Annotated in this window: 20 protein-coding genes; 8 read left to right on the top strand and 12 right to left on the bottom strand. The window is 55.3% G+C overall.

Features of this window, described 5'->3' with window-relative positions:
- The first annotated feature begins 176 nt into the window (after nt 1-176).
- Nucleotides 177-1,508 carry a hemolysin family protein gene (locus tag AAZT04_RS23775; protein WP_020824927.1) on the top strand — a complete coding sequence of 444 codons (1,332 nt, stop codon included), beginning with the start codon at nt 177-179 and terminating at the stop codon, nt 1,506-1,508.
- A gap of 90 nt (nt 1,509-1,598) precedes the next feature.
- On the opposite strand, the gene AAZT04_RS23780 is transcribed toward AAZT04_RS23775, so the two are convergent.
- Nucleotides 1,599-1,805, bottom strand: coding sequence for a DUF1107 domain-containing protein (locus tag AAZT04_RS23780; RefSeq protein ID WP_012004917.1), 207 nt, complete (start codon nt 1,803-1,805; stop codon nt 1,599-1,601).
- Nucleotides 1,806-2,131: 326 nt separating this feature from the next.
- Between AAZT04_RS23780 and AAZT04_RS23785 the strand changes: the two genes are divergently transcribed.
- The gene (locus AAZT04_RS23785; protein WP_434682029.1) at nt 2,132-2,689 is read left to right on the top strand and encodes a YtfJ family protein; all 558 of its coding nucleotides are present in this window, start codon (nt 2,132-2,134) and stop codon (nt 2,687-2,689) included.
- Between the two features lies 1 nt (nt 2,690).
- Here the strand turns inward: AAZT04_RS23785 and cysQ are convergent, their stop codons facing one another.
- Nucleotides 2,691-3,431 carry a 3'(2'),5'-bisphosphate nucleotidase CysQ gene (gene cysQ / locus AAZT04_RS23790; protein ID WP_041415176.1) on the bottom strand — a complete coding sequence of 247 codons (741 nt, stop codon included), beginning with the start codon at nt 3,429-3,431 and terminating at the stop codon, nt 2,691-2,693.
- A gap of 256 nt (nt 3,432-3,687) precedes the next feature.
- Between cysQ and AAZT04_RS23795 the strand changes: the two genes are divergently transcribed.
- Nucleotides 3,688-5,640, top strand: coding sequence for a bifunctional 2',3'-cyclic-nucleotide 2'-phosphodiesterase/3'-nucleotidase (locus AAZT04_RS23795; protein WP_434682031.1), 1,953 nt, complete (start codon nt 3,688-3,690; stop codon nt 5,638-5,640).
- Between the two features lie 119 nt (nt 5,641-5,759).
- The gene (ytfE, locus tag AAZT04_RS23800) at nt 5,760-6,425 is read left to right on the top strand and encodes an iron-sulfur cluster repair protein YtfE (protein ID WP_046374657.1); all 666 of its coding nucleotides are present in this window, start codon (nt 5,760-5,762) and stop codon (nt 6,423-6,425) included.
- A gap of 43 nt (nt 6,426-6,468) precedes the next feature.
- On the opposite strand, the gene fklB is transcribed toward ytfE, so the two are convergent.
- Nucleotides 6,469-7,089, bottom strand: coding sequence for an FKBP-type peptidyl-prolyl cis-trans isomerase (fklB, locus tag AAZT04_RS23805; RefSeq protein WP_020824922.1), 621 nt, complete (start codon nt 7,087-7,089; stop codon nt 6,469-6,471).
- 288 nt (nt 7,090-7,377) lie between these two features.
- Between fklB and AAZT04_RS23810 the strand changes: the two genes are divergently transcribed.
- A complete protein-coding gene (locus AAZT04_RS23810; protein WP_434682034.1) occupies nt 7,378-8,046 on the top strand; it encodes an OapA family protein in 669 nt (222 codons plus the stop codon).
- On the opposite strand, the gene AAZT04_RS23815 is transcribed toward AAZT04_RS23810, so the two are convergent.
- From AAZT04_RS23815 to rpsF, 5 genes are all read right to left on the bottom strand, one after another.
- Nucleotides 8,043-8,402: a DUF488 domain-containing protein gene (locus tag AAZT04_RS23815; RefSeq protein ID WP_434682036.1), complete on the bottom strand. Its 360-nt coding sequence runs from the start codon at nt 8,400-8,402 to the stop codon at nt 8,043-8,045. The genes AAZT04_RS23810 and AAZT04_RS23815 overlap by 4 nt on opposite strands.
- Before the next feature lie 110 nt (nt 8,403-8,512).
- On the bottom strand, nt 8,513-8,965 hold the full coding sequence (rplI, locus tag AAZT04_RS23820) for a 50S ribosomal protein L9 (protein ID WP_004933629.1): 453 nt from the start codon (nt 8,963-8,965) through the stop codon (nt 8,513-8,515).
- A 39-nt stretch (nt 8,966-9,004) separates the two neighbouring features.
- Nucleotides 9,005-9,232 (bottom strand): 30S ribosomal protein S18, encoded by a 228-nt coding sequence (gene rpsR, locus AAZT04_RS23825; protein WP_000135199.1) that lies wholly within the window; start codon nt 9,230-9,232, stop codon nt 9,005-9,007.
- 4 nt (nt 9,233-9,236) lie between these two features.
- Nucleotides 9,237-9,554, bottom strand: a complete 318-nt coding sequence (priB, locus tag AAZT04_RS23830) for a primosomal replication protein N (RefSeq protein WP_006317460.1) — start codon at nt 9,552-9,554, stop codon at nt 9,237-9,239.
- An 8-nt stretch (nt 9,555-9,562) separates the two neighbouring features.
- Nucleotides 9,563-9,961: a 30S ribosomal protein S6 gene (gene rpsF / locus AAZT04_RS23835; protein WP_006317459.1), complete on the bottom strand. Its 399-nt coding sequence runs from the start codon at nt 9,959-9,961 to the stop codon at nt 9,563-9,565.
- A 457-nt stretch (nt 9,962-10,418) separates the two neighbouring features.
- Here rpsF and AAZT04_RS23840 point away from each other — a divergent pair, with 457 nt between their 5' ends.
- Nucleotides 10,419-10,685, top strand: a complete 267-nt coding sequence (locus AAZT04_RS23840) for a DUF1471 domain-containing protein (protein WP_020824919.1) — start codon at nt 10,419-10,421, stop codon at nt 10,683-10,685.
- 93 nt (nt 10,686-10,778) lie between these two features.
- Here AAZT04_RS23840 and yjfP read toward each other — a convergent pair whose 3' ends face one another.
- A complete protein-coding gene (gene yjfP, locus AAZT04_RS23845; protein WP_434682055.1) occupies nt 10,779-11,531 on the bottom strand; it encodes an esterase in 753 nt (250 codons plus the stop codon).
- Nucleotides 11,532-11,657: 126 nt separating this feature from the next.
- On the opposite strand from yjfP, the gene bsmA reads away from it, so the two are divergent.
- Together bsmA and AAZT04_RS23855 are read left to right on the top strand one after the other, a co-directional pair.
- On the top strand, nt 11,658-11,966 hold the full coding sequence (gene bsmA / locus AAZT04_RS23850) for a biofilm peroxide resistance protein BsmA (protein ID WP_020824917.1): 309 nt from the start codon (nt 11,658-11,660) through the stop codon (nt 11,964-11,966).
- A gap of 122 nt (nt 11,967-12,088) precedes the next feature.
- Nucleotides 12,089-12,364 (top strand): DUF1471 domain-containing protein, encoded by a 276-nt coding sequence (locus tag AAZT04_RS23855; RefSeq protein WP_020824916.1) that lies wholly within the window; start codon nt 12,089-12,091, stop codon nt 12,362-12,364.
- Here AAZT04_RS23855 and AAZT04_RS23860 read toward each other — a convergent pair.
- From AAZT04_RS23860 to rlmB, 3 genes are all read right to left on the bottom strand, one after another.
- The gene (locus AAZT04_RS23860) at nt 12,361-12,759 is read right to left on the bottom strand and encodes a DUF350 domain-containing protein (RefSeq protein ID WP_261449003.1); all 399 of its coding nucleotides are present in this window, start codon (nt 12,757-12,759) and stop codon (nt 12,361-12,363) included. The two genes, AAZT04_RS23855 and AAZT04_RS23860, sit on opposite strands and share 4 nt — an antisense overlap.
- An 87-nt stretch (nt 12,760-12,846) precedes the next feature.
- Nucleotides 12,847-14,478 (bottom strand): isovaleryl-CoA dehydrogenase, encoded by a 1,632-nt coding sequence (locus tag AAZT04_RS23865; RefSeq protein ID WP_434682058.1) that lies wholly within the window; start codon nt 14,476-14,478, stop codon nt 12,847-12,849.
- Between the two features lie 129 nt (nt 14,479-14,607).
- On the bottom strand, nt 14,608-15,339 hold the full coding sequence (gene rlmB, locus AAZT04_RS23870) for a 23S rRNA (guanosine(2251)-2'-O)-methyltransferase RlmB (protein ID WP_434682060.1): 732 nt from the start codon (nt 15,337-15,339) through the stop codon (nt 14,608-14,610).
- Between the last annotated feature and the right edge of the window lie 41 nt (nt 15,340-15,380).

Raw genomic sequence — 15,380 nt, forward strand, 5'->3', positions numbered from 1 at the left:
CCCTTGGTCAGCGGTAATTTTTTAACCGCTGGCGGCCCCTGTAGGGCTGCTGCTATACTATGCGGGCCGCATCTGCGGCCTGATAGCCTCCTTTCTGGTTGTTATCACTACTTTTTTTACAATGTACTACCCTTCCTCAAGAGCGCCGTCATCCCGTCGGCACGTATGGATAGATTATGTTAAACAGTATTTTACTGATTCTTTTTCTGATCGCAGTGAGTGCGTTTTTCTCACTGTCGGAAATATCTCTGGCCGCATCACGCAAGATTAAACTGAAACTGATGGCTGACGAAGGTAACGTCAATGCCGCCAAAGTCCTTAAACTACAAGAAACCCCGGGGCTGTTCTTTACCGTGGTGCAGATTGGTCTGAACGCCGTAGCCATTCTCGGTGGTATCGTCGGCGATGCTGCCTTCTCCCCTAGCTTCCAGGTGTTGTTCGATCGCTTTTTGTCCCCGGAGATGGCGGAGCAAGTCAGCTTTATCTGCTCGTTCGTCCTGGTGACCAGCCTGTTCATCCTGTTCGCAGATTTGACCCCGAAGCGCATCGGTATGATTGCACCAGAGACGGTCGCCGTCCGGATCATCAACCCGATGCGTTTCTCGATCATGATCTTCCGACCGCTGGTGTGGTTCTTCAACGGCATGGCAAACCTGATCTTCCGCCTGTTCAAACTGCCGATGGTGCGCAAGGACGACATCACTTCCGACGACATCTATGCGGTAGTGGAAGCCGGTGCCCTGGCTGGCGTGCTGCGCAAGCAGGAACATGAGCTGATCGAAAACGTGTTCGAACTGGAGTCACGCACCGTACCTTCGTCGATGACCTCGCGTGAAAGCGTGGTTTACTTCGATCTGCGTGAAACCGAAGAAAGCATTATCGAGAAAGTCTCGACCCATCCGCACTCCAAGTTCCTGGTATGCGACGGCAATATCGATCAGGTGGTCGGCTACGTTGACTCCAAAGACTTGCTGAACCGCGTCCTGGGCAATCAAAGCCTGGTGCTGAGCAGCGGTGTGCAAATCCGCGCTGCGCTGATCGTACCGGATACCCTGACGCTGTCCGAAGCGCTGGAAAGCTTTAAGACGGCCGGCGAAGACTTTGCCGTTATTCTCAATGAATATGCACTGGTCGTGGGCATCATCACGTTGAATGACGTAATGACTACCCTGATGGGCGATCTGGTCGGTCAAGGTCAGGAAGAGCAGATCGTCGCACGCGATGAAAGCTCATGGCTGATTGAGGGTGGTACGCCAATCGACGATGTGATGCGCGTTCTGCACATTGATGAGTTCCCGCAGGCGGGCAACTACGAAACCATCGGCGGCTTTATGATGTACATGCTGCGCAAGATCCCAAAACGCACCGACTTCGTGAAATACGCCGGCTACAAGTTTGAAGTGGTGGACATCGACAGCTACAAGATTGACCAGTTGTTGGTAACCAAACTGAGCGACAAACCGGCGGCGGTACTGCCGAAGGCGCCAGAAGACAACGCCCCTGCCTGATCCGGACTGTAGAAACGTCAGCGGCCCCATCGGGGCCGCAATTATTGGAGCTTTTGCAGGGTACTTCAGTAGCAGGATACTAACCGCGCATCAACCCATCTCAGTTTGCAGTAACAACACCTGACGGTTTACCTCTGACATCACGCTGAAGTGGCGCCGGTCACGAATTTTCGGTAACAGGATTTTCCCTTCGTCGAATTCGAACGCGCCTACATCTTTGATATACAGCCGGCCACGAAACAGGGTTTTTACGTACTTCGCCACTTTCAACGGATTATAACGCTGGAAGATTCTCATTCTATTACTCTCCTCCGTTTGGTCCATGCGCTCAGCGAGCCGCCAAGGTGGCAGCCTCTAAAGTAAGAACGCAACTTGATTGCCATGTAGTAGACCTAGTAAAGACGATAATGTTCACTTCTGCACGGATATCTTCACTGGATTTACACTTTTTGACAGAATTGTATATGATAATATATAACTTTTTCAGTATATCCCTTCAAAACACAGGTATTACCGGCCAGAAGGGGAAACTGCGATCCAGCTAACAGGACAGACCTCCGATCACCACCTATGCTTTAGGCTGTCGGGTGCTGTCGGCACCGTTCCCCTTCCAAGGAGAAGGCATGAAAAAAAGTCACCTGCTTATTGTTTCCCTGCTGCTTGCCCCCTTTTTAGCCTCTGCGCACAACTTCCAACTCCAGCAACGCGTCGCGCCGGTCGGCGTCAGCGATAAGGGAGAGTTGAATTGCACTAATGATAAGTTTAGCTATCAAAACTGGAATAGCGCGCAACTCAGTGGGAAAGTGCGAGTCATACAGCATATTGCCGGCCGTAGCTCCGCCAAGGCGATGAACGATCCGCTGATCGAAGCGATTAAGAAAGCTAAACTACCGCACGATCGTTACCAAACGACGACAATAGTGAATACCGACGACGCGATACTCGGCACCGCGGTGTTTGTTCGCAACAGCATTGAAGACAGCAAGAAAGAGTTCCCCTGGTCGCAGTTTGTGGTCGACAGCAACGGCAACGTGCGCAAGGCCTGGGATTTGCAGCCGAAAGGGTCGGCCATTGTGGTATTGGATAAGCAAGGCAGGATCCAGTTCGCCAAAGACGGCGCCCTGACGCCAGAAGAGGTGCAGCAGGTCATGACCCAACTGCACCAGCTGCTGGCGAACTGATTTAGAACAGCGAAACCCTGAAGCCGGGGTTTAGGAAGGATTCACGCGGCGTATAGAGCAGAGGTCTGCCCTGCCAGTCGTGGATCTGTGCCCCGGCTGCCACGGCCACGGCATGACCAGCGGCGGTATCCCAGATATTGGTGGGCCCAAAGCGCGGGTAGAGCTGCGCTTTACCTTCCGCCACCAGGCAGAATTTCAGCGAAGAACCGACGGAAACGGTCTGGTGTTCGCCCAGCTGTTTCAGGTAGTCCTTCAGCTCTTCGTCGCTGTGCGAACGGCTGACCACCACCAATGGGGGATGGGCATTGCTGACGCCAATCTCCTGCCGGTGGCCCTTTTCTTCTTTCCAGGCTTTACCGCGCTCGGCCAGATACAGCACGTCGATCGCCGGGGCGTAAACCACCCCCATTACCGCCTGCCCGTCTTCAATCAACGCGATATTTACCGTGAACTCACCGTTGCGATTCAGGAACTCTTTGGTGCCGTCCAGCGGATCGACCAGCCAGTAGCGCGTCCAATTCTGCCGCACTTCCCAGGTCGGTGGATCTTCTTCCGACAGCAAGGGGATGTCCGGCGTTAACGCCGCCAGGCCGCGCTGGATAATGTGGTGCGCCGCCAGATCGGCCGCCGTCACCGGGGAGTCATCTTTTTTTTGTGTAACATCAAGCGGTTGTTCACCGTTGTACACCGCCATGATGGCCGCGCCCGCCTCGCGGGACAGTTGGCAAATTTTTTCTAACATCATTCACCTCAGATAGACAGTTCCGTGGGCCATTTCCCCTTTCTCATTGCTAGCAGCCTAGTTTTTTTTGCATCGAATATCCATCATAACGATTTAACCTTCGGTAATGACTCGACTCTTTGCCGTCGCAACTGTGACATTTCCTCCGATACCTTGGCCGATTTTCTGCCACACTTCACAGTTTGGTGAGACAACCAATGTTAATTACATGCCCCTCTGCGATAAAACTCGAAAAATAGAATGGAGAAAGCCAAAAATGATGAAGCGTCCGCTGACGTTGTCTGTCCTCGCTGTGCTGGTTTGCGCCTCAGCGCAGGCGGCAACGGTCGATCTGCGCGTGCTGGAAACCACCGACCTGCACAGCAACATGATGGACTTCGATTACTACAAGGATAAACCGACCGACAAGTTCGGTCTGGTGCGCACCGCCAGCCTGATTGAACAGGCCCGCCAGCAGGCCACCAATAGCGTACTGGTGGATAACGGCGACATCATTCAGGGCAGCCCGCTCGGTGACTATATGGCGGCCAAGGGCCTGAAGCCCGGCGATATTCATCCTGTCTATAAGGCCATGAACACCCTGAATTATGTGGTCGGCAATATCGGCAACCACGAATTCAACTACGGCCTCGATTACCTGAAAACCGCCATCAGCGGTGCCAAGTTCCCGTATATCAATGCTAACGTGATCGACGCTAAAACGCAGAAACCGCTGTTCACTCCTTACATTATCGTCGATACGCCGGTAAAAGACCGTGACGGCAAGGAACATAGTTTACGCATCGGCTATATCGGTTTTGTGCCACCGCAAATTCTGGTGTGGGATAAGGCCAATCTGCAAGGCAAGGTTAAGGTCAACGACATCACCGAAACCGCCAAACGCTACGTGCCGGAAATGCGTAAACAGGGGGCCGATCTGATCGTGGCGATCCCGCACTCCGGCCTGTCCAGCGAGCCGTACAAGGCGATGGCAGAGAATTCGGTGTACTACCTCAGCCAGGTTCCGGGCATTGACGCCATCATGTTCGGCCATGCTCACGCGGTATTCCCGAGTAAAGACTTCGCCAATATCAAAGGCGCTGACATTGCCCAGGGCACGCTGAACGGCATACCTGCGGTCATGCCCGGCCAGTGGGGCGACCACCTCGGCGTTGTCGATCTGCAGTTGAACAACGACTCTGGCAGTTGGAAAGTAGCTTCCGCCAAAGCGGAAGCACGACCCATCTACGACAAAGAGAACAAGAAATCGCTGGCGGCGGAAGATGCCAAGCTGGTGAAAGTCCTGGCGGAAGATCATAAGGGCACGCGCGATTTTGTCAGCAAACCGGTCGGCAAAGCTGATGACAACATGTACAGCTACCTGGCGCTGGTGCAGGATGACCCAACGGTACAAATCGTAAATAACGCGCAGAAAGCCTATGTGGAACACTACATTCAGGGCGACCCGGATCTGGCCGATTTGCCGGTGCTGTCAGCGGCAGCGCCGTTCAAGGTCGGCGGCCGCAAAAACGATCCGGCCAGCTTCGTCGAAGTGGAAAAAGGCCAGCTCACCTTCCGTAACGCTTCGGATCTCTACCTCTACCCCAACACCCTGGTGGTAGTAAAAGCCAGTGGCAAAGAGGTGAAGGAGTGGCTGGAGTGCTCCGCCGGGCAGTTCAATCAAATCGACGTCAACAGCAGCCAACCGCAGGGCCTGATCAACTGGGATGGCTTCCGCACCTATAACTTCGACGTGATTGACGGGGTTAATTACCAGATCGACGTCAGCCAGCCTGCGCGTTACGACGGCGAATGCCAGTTGATCAACGACAAGGCGGAACGTATCAAGCAGCTGACGTTCAAAGGCAAGCCAATTGATCCTAAAGCCACCTTCCTGGTGGCGACCAATAACTATCGCGCTTACGGTGGCAAGTTCGCCGGCACTGGCGATCAGCATATTGCCTTCGCTTCGCCGGACGAGAACCGTTCGGTATTGGCGGCCTATATCAGCGCTGAAACCAAGCAGCATGGCGCAGTACGGCCACAGGTGGATAACAATTGGCGCCTGGCGATCTTCAGCAGCCCGCAACCGCTGGATATTCGCTTTGAAACCTCGCCAAGCGAGAAAGCGACAGCGTTTATCAAGGCACATGCCCAGTATCCAATGAAATCCGAAGGCACGGATAACATCGGGTTCGCAGTTTATAAGATTGATTTAATTAGCAAATAAGCTGCAGGCCGGGAGGCACAGCGTTCCCCCCGGCCATCTACTCCTTTTTCTCGCTGGCGCGCCCTTTAAATTGCATTTAAAATGCATGTTATAGATTTTTCATTTAAAGAGGCACTCTCATGGATTACCGTAATCAATCCCTCGGCGCTCTCGCCATCGCTATTCCCCGGGCATCACGCCTGTTCCGCCTGAACGATTTGGATTTCTGCTGTGGCGGAAAACAAACGCTGCAACGCGCGGCCGAGCGTAAAGGACTGGATCTCGAGCAGCTTGAAAGCGAATTGGCCGCCCTCGCCGCCAGACCGGCAGCAAGCCATGACTGGCGTACTGCACCGCTCGGTGAACTGATTGATTATATTCTGCCACGCTTCCATCAGCGGCACCGTGAACAGCTGGCCGAGCTGGTACTGATGGCGGAAAAAGTCGAACGGGTTCATGCCGACAAAGCCACCTGTCCACGCGGTCTGGCGAAACAGCTGAACCTGATCCGGCTGGATCTGGAAAATCACATGATGAAAGAGGAACAGATCCTGTTCCCGATGATCAAGCAGGGTATGGGCCGGCAGGCGGCAGGGCCGATCTCGGTAATGGAACATGAGCATGACGAAGCGGGCGAACAGCTGGAAGTGGTGAAGTTCCTCACCCACAACGTGACTCCACCGGAAGGTGCCTGCAATACCTGGCAGGCGCTGTATGGTGGTATCGACGAGTTTATTGATGACCTGATGGAACACATCAATCTGGAGAACAACCTGTTGTTCCCCCGCGCGCTGAACGGCGCATAAAACAAGGGCGCCATCAAGGCGCCCAGAGAAATCTGTTAGAGAATTACAGGATTTCCAGCAGTTCGACGTCGAACACCAGCGCGCTGAATGGCGGGATGGATGCGCCGGCACCACGCTCGCCGTAGGCCAGATCGTGTGGAATATACAGCTGCCATTTGGAACCGACCGGCATCAGGGTCAGCGCTTCGATCCAGCCAGGGATCACGCCGCTAACCGGGAATTCTGCCGGTTGACCGCGCTCTACGGAGCTGTCGAACACGTCGCCGTTAATCAGGCGGCCAGTGTAATGCACACGCACGCGATCCTGACGGGACGGGATTGGGCCGTTGCCCTGCTCCAGCACGGAGAACTGCAGACCGGATTCGGTCAGCGTAACTTCGTCGCGTTTGGCGTTGTCTTCCAGGAATTTCTGGCCTTCAACGGCCATCGCCTGTTGACGCTCACGACGCACGGCATCCGCACGTTCGTGGATTTCGCGCAGCGCACGGTGCACCACGTCTACCGGAACCGCCGGGGCATTCCCTTCCAGCGCGTCACGCAAACCTGCCAGCAAAGCTTCCGGTTGTAAACCTTCCAGACCGGACTCTTGCAGCTGCTGGCCGACCTGTAAACCAATCCCGTAGCTCGCCTGCGCTTCAACGCTGTCAAAAGAAGGGGTTGTCATGGGGTTTTCCTTTAGTCTGTAAAAAGTCGAAAGCGCAGCATAACAGCGCCGCAATGCCGGGTAAAATCTTGTGTGGAGAATGATGACTTTTGTCGTAGAAAAAGAAACAATAACCCTCAGTTAACACCCGCTCCCGCGCGCCCAGGCGAATCGCCTGCCGCAACAGCTATGGGTTTGCTGCTGCCTTTCACTTCAATCAGTTAGCGGACTATACTGAAAACAGGGCATCGGGTCGGCGGTACACCCTTTTGTACCGTGATATTTTTACGCCGTTGAAGAGAGGTTACCATGGGCAGAATCTCGCCCAGGAGAAGGAAGACCACCCGTATCTACCAGCCGTTGTTGCGTACCTGGCTGAACTTCAGTCAGCGCCTGAAGCCCGGCTCCGCGCCAGCGTCGGTAGAAGAGCCGGATTCAGAACAACCACCGGAAAGCGGTAAGGGGCAAAACATCAAAGCGTTACTGCTGAAGATCTGGCACCTGCCGGACGGCTTCGGTTGGATGGAGCCACTGCCTTATTTTCATCGTCGCTGGACCCTGATTTTCGGCATCATCCTGCTGCTGGCACTGCTGTGGCCGTATTCATCGGAAAAACAGCCATTCCCTGTCACCCAGCAGGAAAACAGCGTTCCCTTGCAGGCCGAATTGCAAAACGACACTCAGCAGCAGCACGCTGTGGAGCCGGAACCGGCGGGCAACTGGCAACGCTACCAGATCCAACCGGGCCAGACGCTGGCGCAGCTTTTCCGTGACAACAACCTGCCGGTGAACGAAGTTTTCGCCATGGCGCAGGTGGAAGGTAACGATAAGCCGCTCAGCAACATGAAGGCCGGCCAGGAAGTGCGTATCGAACGTGATACCAACGGCGTGATCACCGCGCTATCTGTCACCACCGCTGACAACAGTCAGGTGTTATTCCGCCGCCAGGCCGACGGCAGCTATCGCCGCGAGCGTTAATCCGCTAACTGCCCTAACAGAAAGTCGCGCAGCACGATGCCATGGTTGTGCTGTGTGTCTTTACTGCCATAAAGTAAGGTCAAGGGTTGCCCCTGTCTTAGTAAAGCCATCAATGGCTGCCAGGCGTCGTTTTGAGCCAGCTGCACGCGGTAGTGGCTTTCGAACTCGTCCCACCGGTCAAGATGTTGATGAAACCACTGCCGCAGCGCGTTATCCGGCGCGACCTGCTTTAACCACTGCACGCCCTGCAATCGTTCCTTGCTGATGCCTCGCGGCCACAAGCGATCGATCAGATAACAGTGCTCCGGTGCAGGGCCGGTAAAATCGTAAACGCGCTGCAAGATAATCTCCGCCATTTCCGCTGCTCCTCATTCAAGCTGTGATAGCAGGGTAGCGCGTTTTACCGGACGCAGAAAAGCAAAACGCCAGCACGAGGCTGGCGTTTTAACTTGGCTGGCAGGAGCGATTAAGCTTCTGCAACCACAACTACATTCAGCTGTGCGAACACGTCGCTGTGTACCTGGAAGTGAACTTCGTGTTCACCAGTGGTACGCAGAACGCCGTTCGGCAGACGAACTTCGCTCTTGGCAACTTCAACGCCTGCCGCAGTAACTGCGTCAGCGATGTCGCGGGTGCCGATAGAGCCGAACAGTTTACCTTCGTCGCCTGATTTAGACGCGATGGTGACTGAACCCAGTTCGTTGATCTTGGTTGCGCGAGCTTCAGCAGCAGCCAGAACGTCAGCCAGTTTGGCTTCCAGTTCAGCACGGCGTGCTTCGAAGAACTCTACGTTTTTCTTGGTAGCAGGAACAGCTTTGCCCTGTGGTACCAGGAAGTTACGGGCGTAGCCCGCTTTAACGTTAACTTGATCACCCAGGCTGCCCAGGTTTGCTACTTTATCAAGCAGAATAACTTGCATTACCTTATCCTCTCAAAGTCGTTAATGGACAGTGGCCGATTACTGATGACGATCAGTGTACGGCAACAAAGACAGGTAGCGCGCGCGCTTGATAGCACGGGCCAGCTGGCGCTGATATTTTGCACGAGTACCGGTAATACGGCTCGGGACAATTTTACCACTTTCAGTGATGTAGTTTTTCAGCGTAGCGATGTCTTTATAGTCAATCTCTTGAACGCCTTCCGCGGTGAAACGGCAGAACTTGCGACGACGGAAATAACGTGCCATTAGGCTAGTCTCCAGAATCTATCAATTCAATCTGCTCGGCATGCAGAACCAGTTTGTTCAGCCCGTTGCGCCCTTGATGGCAGCTTACGAAGCCTTGCACGGTTATCTGACTGCCGACCGTTAATCTTTGAGTTAGTGCTTGTGACTGTTGTCCGCTGACAACCACGGGCATTCGGCACCATGCTTGCCTGCTAAATCCGGCTTCCATTTGCTGCGAACGGTGCTCTAGCACAAATTGGCAGTGGGGGATCCCGGAAGGACTCACTTTTCGAACCGGCGCCTTGCACACAGTGCCCGACAAAACCAGACGATTAGATGTCACGGCGGCAATTACTCTTCAGAATCCCCAGCATCTGCATCATCTGCGGTTTCGTTAGCGAAGTCTTCGCGGCGATCGCCACGACGTTCGTCTTTCGCTTTAACCATCGGAGATGCTTCAGTTACCGCGTGCTTAACGCGCATAACCATGCTACGGATAACGGCGTCGTTGAAGCGGAAGTTAGTTTCCAGCTCATCGATCGCTTCCTGCGGAGCTTCAACGTTCAGCAGAACGTAGTGAGCTTTGTGCAGTTTGTTGATCGGGTAAGCCAGTTGACGGCGGCCCCAGTCTTCCAGACGGTGAATCTGACCAGCAGCGTTAGTGATGGTAGCACTGTAACGCTCGATCATGCCCGGAACCTGTTCGCTTTGGTCAGGATGGACCATAAAAACGATTTCGTAATGACGCATCGAATTGCTCCTTACGGATTATTCAGCCTCCTGTCAGGGTCAACCGCGGCCCATGGAAGCAAGGAACGTGTATGTGTGTGCGGCTGAAAAAATGACGCGTAATCATACTTGCGCAGGCTGGGAAACTCAAGGACGGAAGGGTATTTATTATCGGTAATGCGGGCCCGATGCGTAAATAGCACGATTTGCTATCTGTACAACCTATGTACACAGATCCATCAGTTCAAAAAATCTTTCAATGAAATCATCACTGATGCGCAAAATTCATTCATTTTTTTTGAATGATGACATCAAAAAGCCCCCCTTTTTAATCCTGCCGGAAGGTCTAAAATTGTTGTTATCCGCCGCAGACAGCGCGACGAAAAAGATTTGAGGTTATTCAATACAGACAAATAACTTTTTGCTGCACTGGCACCTGCTGTCAGGCCGTTGAAGCAAACAGTTAAGAGAGGCACTTATGAAACGCATTACCATCGCCACCGCCATTGCTTTACTGTTTTCCGCCAACGTCATGGCCGCTACCGAAATCACCTCGCATCAGGCTGACCAACGCCAGAGCGTGGGATTCGTCACGTTGAACCAGAATGTGGTATCGCCGGATGACGCCAGCAGCCAGGTGAGCAAAATAGCCGATCAGCGCGGCGCGACCGCCTACCGGATCATTGCGCTGCACGAACCGGAAAACAACAGCACCATTCACGTCAGCGCGGAACTGTATCGTTAAGCCTGCATGCAGTGCCAGGGAAGCAAGCCGCGCCCAAAAGCGGCACATTAAAATGTGAAAATGTCGTCAGCCCCCTGCCCGCAGGGGGCTTTTTTATAAGGTTTTCACGAAGAACTCGGCGGTTGCGTCAAGCGCTAACGCCGTGATGCGGTGCTTAACGTCCGGTTCAGTCAAAAATGTCAGTTGCCGGTCCCAACCACTCTGGCGAAGCTCGGTTGCCAGGCGTCGACTTTCAGCCGCCGGGACCACATCGTCCGCTTCGCCGTGCCATAACAGCAGCGGACGATCGGCAATCTTTTCCAACTGGCGTTCCAGGCCATAATCCGCAAGCGCGGCAATGCGCGCATCAAAACCGCTCGCCGTTAAGGGTTTACCCTGCTCATCCAGCGGTGGGAACAGCGTCTGCGCCAGGGAACTGTAATAACCGGCCCCCATCAGGCTCGCCGCAGCTTTCACCCACGGATAACGAGCAAAGCCTCCCAACGTCGTCATCCCCCCCATGGACGCGCCCGCGACGCCGATGCGCCCTTCGGCAATCAGCCCGCGCCGTTCAAAGTCCGCCTTCAACGCCGGTAACTCATCGATATTGCTGCGCAGGATCTCCCAAAAGCGGGACAACCGCTTTTGTTCATCGCCGTCAAAGCGCTCGCCGTGCAAATCGGCATCCGGCAGCACCACGCGAAATCCCACCCTGGCTAACGCGTAGGCAAAGTAAGCGTAGACCTCTTTCGACGAGGTATAACCATGGTAGAAAAATACCGTCGGCAACGGCTGATGATACTGCCCCTGCGGCACGGCATGGATGACCGCAATATCTCCTGCTCGCTCGTCATAAATTTCAATCATTCATTTTCCCTCTGCTTCGCCATTGCCTTCATAATGGCAAACTTGCGCTAAAAAGCATTAGCTCAATCTGTTCCAATTTATAATGGGTTACACTCAAATCACGCTATCCGCTTTCTTGAGGTATCTATGAAAATGTCCCGCCTGCTGCTCTCCTTGACGCTGGTCACGCTGCTTAGCGCCTGTGGCATGATGACCACGACGCCCAAAGCGCCCCCACCGCCGACCGGACAGGCGCAGGAGATCACCCGGGCACAAACCGGTAGCCTGGAAAAAATAGGCACCACCAGCGCCCTGGTGCGCGGCAGCCCGATGGATGTGGAAGCGGAAATTCAGCAGAAGGCCAATGCCAGCGGCGCGCGCTATTACATGATCATCATGAACAGCGAAACCGTGGTTCCCGGCCAGTGGTATTCGCAGGCGATCCTGTATCGGTAACTGCTGGAGTTTTAATAAGATTTACATTGGCTTTGCACAGACTGAAGTTGGATAGAGCACACTGGCAAACAGCGCGCCGCAGCCCGCGGCCGTGAATCCAGGATCCGACGAAGGGGAACGCCATGACACGCTCCGCCGCACTCACCGCCCTCCTGCTTTCTATGGGGTTACTCAGCGCCAGCGCCCAGTCCGCTGAACTGGCCCCCGCAGACCGCGTTACGCCACTCAGCGAAATTGCGGAAATCACCCTGAACAACCTCTCCGGCTCCCCTCAGGACGTAGAACAATTGATCGCCCAAAAGGCGGATGAGCATGGGGCAAGCTATTACCGCATCCTGCGAATGGAAGAACAGGCGCATCAGCCAGGCTGGCGCGCCTCCGCAATACTTTACCTTTAGTAGGTCATGCAGGCCGCATTCAGCACACCGCCACTGATCGACACGCCGCCGAGGAAAATCCCGGCCGCCACGTGATTGGACTCAATCTTGTCGCTAATTCGCGGCATATAGATTTTCACCGCCGCAAACAGCAGCAGCTGTACCACCAGCGCCACCACGCCCCACAACAGATAGTCCAACAGGCTGACGGAGTTGATCGCTGCACTCGCCAGCGGAATGACATACCCGAGACAGGCACCGACGAATCCAAAAGCGGCGGCCTGATTGTCGGCCTTGATCAACGCCCATTCGTCATGCGGCGTAATGCGGGTATAAATGAACAAAAACACCAGAACCATGGCAAAGCCACTGAAAAAATAAGAGGCGAATGCCGCCAACGCGCTGAGAATATCCATGTCATGTTTCCTGGTCAGAGGTCAGTATCCCTTACGGGCCAAGAGCTGAATTAAAAAGCTTTTCCGGCTGCGGCGCCACCGTTTTCCCTAGCCGCCCATCGCGCGGGTAAACAGCGTTTCGCACAGCCTTTCCGGCAATGTCCGCTCACCACGGGCATCAAGCATCATTTGACACCAGGCTTCCGCCAACGGCGGTGAACTGTAACGCAGAAGCTGCGCCGCCGCGAACAGATTAAACAAGGCGCCGGTCACCGCACGCCCTTGCTCTTCCTGAGGTTTGCGCATCAGTTGAAGCAACCGTCGCCATTGGTGATCATAATGGCGGTTCTGCCCTCTCACTTCACCGAGTTCCTGCTCCAGAGCCTCCTGCACCGCCGGCAGCTTGCCCCAGGCGCGCATGACGTCCAGACACATAATATTGCCGGAGCCTTCCCAGATGCTGTTTACCGGCATTTCACGGTACAACCTCGGCAGTTCGCTCTCTTCGCAATAGCCGATGCCGCCCAGCGCCTCCATGGCTTCAGCAATAAAAGGAATGCCTTGCCGGCAGACTTCAAACTTCGCCGCAGGCGTCATCACTCGGCATAACGCCTGCTCCAGGGGCGTGCTACCTGCGCTGTCATAAGCACGCGCCAGACGCATCAGGGCCGCCGTCTGCCCCTCCAGGCGCAGGGCCATTCGCGCCAGCACCTGCCGCATCATCGGTTGTTCAATCAGCGTCTTACCAAACGCCTGCCGCTGCAGAGCATGGTACAACGCCACCGACAGTCCGCGCCGCATCAGCCCGTGGCTACCCAGTGCGCAGTCAAAACGCGTCAGGCTCCCCATTTTCAGGATATGTCGTACACCATCCCCTTCCTCGCCCACCAGCCAGGCGCTGGCATCCTGGAATTCTACTTCGCTGCTGGCGTTGGACCTGTTGCCCAACTTATCCTTCAGCCGTTCCAACCTTATGGCATTGCGCGTGCCGTCAGGCAAAATTCGCGGCAGGAAGAAACAGGACAGCCCGCCTTCGGTCTGCGCCAGCACCAGGTGCGCATCGCTCTGCGGTACCGAGAAAAACCACTTGTGGCCGACCAAACGGTAGGCTTCTCCTGGGCCGCGTGCACCCAGCGGGCTGGCGGTGGTGGTATTACTCAGCACATCGGAACCGCCCTGCTTTTCGGTCATTCCCATGCCGATCAGCAAACCGCGCTTTTGCCCGCCGGGCAATGAATGCGCGTCGTAACGATCGGACAGTAGCGGCGTTAGCCAGGACTGGAACTCCGCAGGCAACGAGCGCTGCAGCAAAGGAATTGCGCCAAAGGTCATGGTCACCGGGCACAAAGTGCCGGCCTCGACCTGCGCATGTAATACAAAACGCGCCGCCCGCGCCACAAAAGAGCCGATTCGGGCGTCCTCCTGCCACGGCAGGTTATGCACCCGGTTGGCTATCAGCCCTTGCATCAGGATGTGCCAGGCGGGATGAAAACGGACGTCGTCCAATCGCTGGCCGGTGGCATCATAGCGCAGCAGTTCCGGGGGATTGGCATTGGCCAGCCGCCCCAACTCCAGCGACTCCTGAGTGCCCAACTGTTGGCCCAGCGAGGCCAGCACGTCCGCATCCCAACCGGCCTGCTCACGCTGAATGGCTTCATGCAATGGCGTATCGGACAGGAACAGATTACTGTTGCCCAGCGGCTTCGGCTGATTAAAAACGGTGTGTGTATTCCAGACCATTGGCTTGCTCCCTGATAAAAGCGTCAGGAGTAATTATGGTCGTCAGGGGGAATTCTGCCGCAGGCGAGATCACAGGGTAGGCATTGAGAAAGGAATTAAGGGCGCAAAAGCTGCGCCCTTACGGATAAATCAACTGCGTTGACGCACCGCTTCAAACAGGCAGATACCGGTCGCCACCGAAACGTTTAGTGAAGAAACCGTACCGGCCATCGGAATGCTGATCAGCTCGTCGCAGTGCTCGCGAGTCAGACGACGCATACCTTCGCCTTCCGCCCCCATCACCAGCGCCATCGGGCCGGTCATTTTGCTCTGGAACAGCGTGTGGTCGGCTTCACCCGCAGTGCCCACGATCCAGACGTTCATCTCCTGCAACAATCGCAGGGTGCGCGCTAGGTTGGTGACGCGAATCAACGGCACATTCTCCGCCGCGCCACAGGCCACTTTCTTGGTCGTTGCGTTCAACTGGGCAGAACGATCGCGCGGGACAATCACCGCGTGCACACCGGCCGCGTCGGCGCTGCGCAAGCAGGCACCGAGGTTATGCGGGTCGGTCACGCCGTCCAGCACCAGCAGGAACGGGGTATCCACGCTTTCCAGCAGCGCCGGCAGGTCATTTTCCTGATACTGGCGTCCTTCGCGCACCCGGGCAATGATCCCCTGATGCACCGCACCCTCGACCTTCTCATCCAGCCACTGGCGGTTCGCCACCTGGATAACAATGCCGGTCGCTTCCAGCTCGGCAATCAACGGCTGTAGCCGACGATCGTCGCGGCCTTTGAGGATAAACACTTCCAGGAAACGTTGCGGATCGTTGTCTAACAGGGCTTTGACGGCATGAATACCGTAAATAATTTCGCTCATGATGCTCTTTTTACTGTGCGGCAGGCAAACGCCTGCCGGTG

This window comes from Serratia sp. Je.1.23.a, from assembly GCF_051129805.1.
GTDB lineage: Bacteria > Pseudomonadota > Gammaproteobacteria > Enterobacterales > Enterobacteriaceae > Serratia > Serratia liquefaciens.

Excerpts from the sequence above, each read along its gene's own strand:
- AAZT04_RS23860 (WP_261449003.1), bottom strand. The coding sequence starts at position 12,759 with ATGGATATTCTCAGCGCGTTGGCGGCATTCGCCTCTTATTTTTTCAGT.
- rpsR (WP_000135199.1), bottom strand. The coding sequence starts at position 9,232 with ATGGCACGTTATTTCCGTCGTCGCAAGTTCTGCCGTTTCACCGCGGAA.
- AAZT04_RS23865 (WP_434682058.1), bottom strand. The coding sequence starts at position 14,478 with ATGGTCTGGAATACACACACCGTTTTTAATCAGCCGAAGCCGCTGGGC.
- fklB (WP_020824922.1), bottom strand. The coding sequence starts at position 7,089 with ATGACAACCCCTTCTTTTGACAGCGTTGAAGCGCAGGCGAGCTACGGG.
- AAZT04_RS23795 (WP_434682031.1), top strand. The coding sequence starts at position 3,688 with ATGATGAAGCGTCCGCTGACGTTGTCTGTCCTCGCTGTGCTGGTTTGC.
- yjfP (WP_434682055.1), bottom strand. The coding sequence starts at position 11,531 with ATGATTGAAATTTATGACGAGCGAGCAGGAGATATTGCGGTCATCCAT.
- AAZT04_RS23785 (WP_434682029.1), top strand. The coding sequence starts at position 2,132 with ATGAAAAAAAGTCACCTGCTTATTGTTTCCCTGCTGCTTGCCCCCTTT.
- AAZT04_RS23840 (WP_020824919.1), top strand. The coding sequence starts at position 10,419 with ATGAAACGCATTACCATCGCCACCGCCATTGCTTTACTGTTTTCCGCC.
- rpsF (WP_006317459.1), bottom strand. The coding sequence starts at position 9,961 with ATGCGTCATTACGAAATCGTTTTTATGGTCCATCCTGACCAAAGCGAA.
- AAZT04_RS23775 (WP_020824927.1), top strand. The coding sequence starts at position 177 with ATGTTAAACAGTATTTTACTGATTCTTTTTCTGATCGCAGTGAGTGCG.
- AAZT04_RS23810 (WP_434682034.1), top strand. The coding sequence starts at position 7,378 with ATGGGCAGAATCTCGCCCAGGAGAAGGAAGACCACCCGTATCTACCAG.
- rplI (WP_004933629.1), bottom strand. The coding sequence starts at position 8,965 with ATGCAAGTTATTCTGCTTGATAAAGTAGCAAACCTGGGCAGCCTGGGT.
- AAZT04_RS23815 (WP_434682036.1), bottom strand. The coding sequence starts at position 8,402 with ATGGCGGAGATTATCTTGCAGCGCGTTTACGATTTTACCGGCCCTGCA.
- bsmA (WP_020824917.1), top strand. The coding sequence starts at position 11,658 with ATGAAAATGTCCCGCCTGCTGCTCTCCTTGACGCTGGTCACGCTGCTT.
- cysQ (WP_041415176.1), bottom strand. The coding sequence starts at position 3,431 with ATGTTAGAAAAAATTTGCCAACTGTCCCGCGAGGCGGGCGCGGCCATC.
- ytfE (WP_046374657.1), top strand. The coding sequence starts at position 5,760 with ATGGATTACCGTAATCAATCCCTCGGCGCTCTCGCCATCGCTATTCCC.
- AAZT04_RS23855 (WP_020824916.1), top strand. The coding sequence starts at position 12,089 with ATGACACGCTCCGCCGCACTCACCGCCCTCCTGCTTTCTATGGGGTTA.
- AAZT04_RS23780 (WP_012004917.1), bottom strand. The coding sequence starts at position 1,805 with ATGAGAATCTTCCAGCGTTATAATCCGTTGAAAGTGGCGAAGTACGTA.
- rlmB (WP_434682060.1), bottom strand. The coding sequence starts at position 15,339 with ATGAGCGAAATTATTTACGGTATTCATGCCGTCAAAGCCCTGTTAGAC.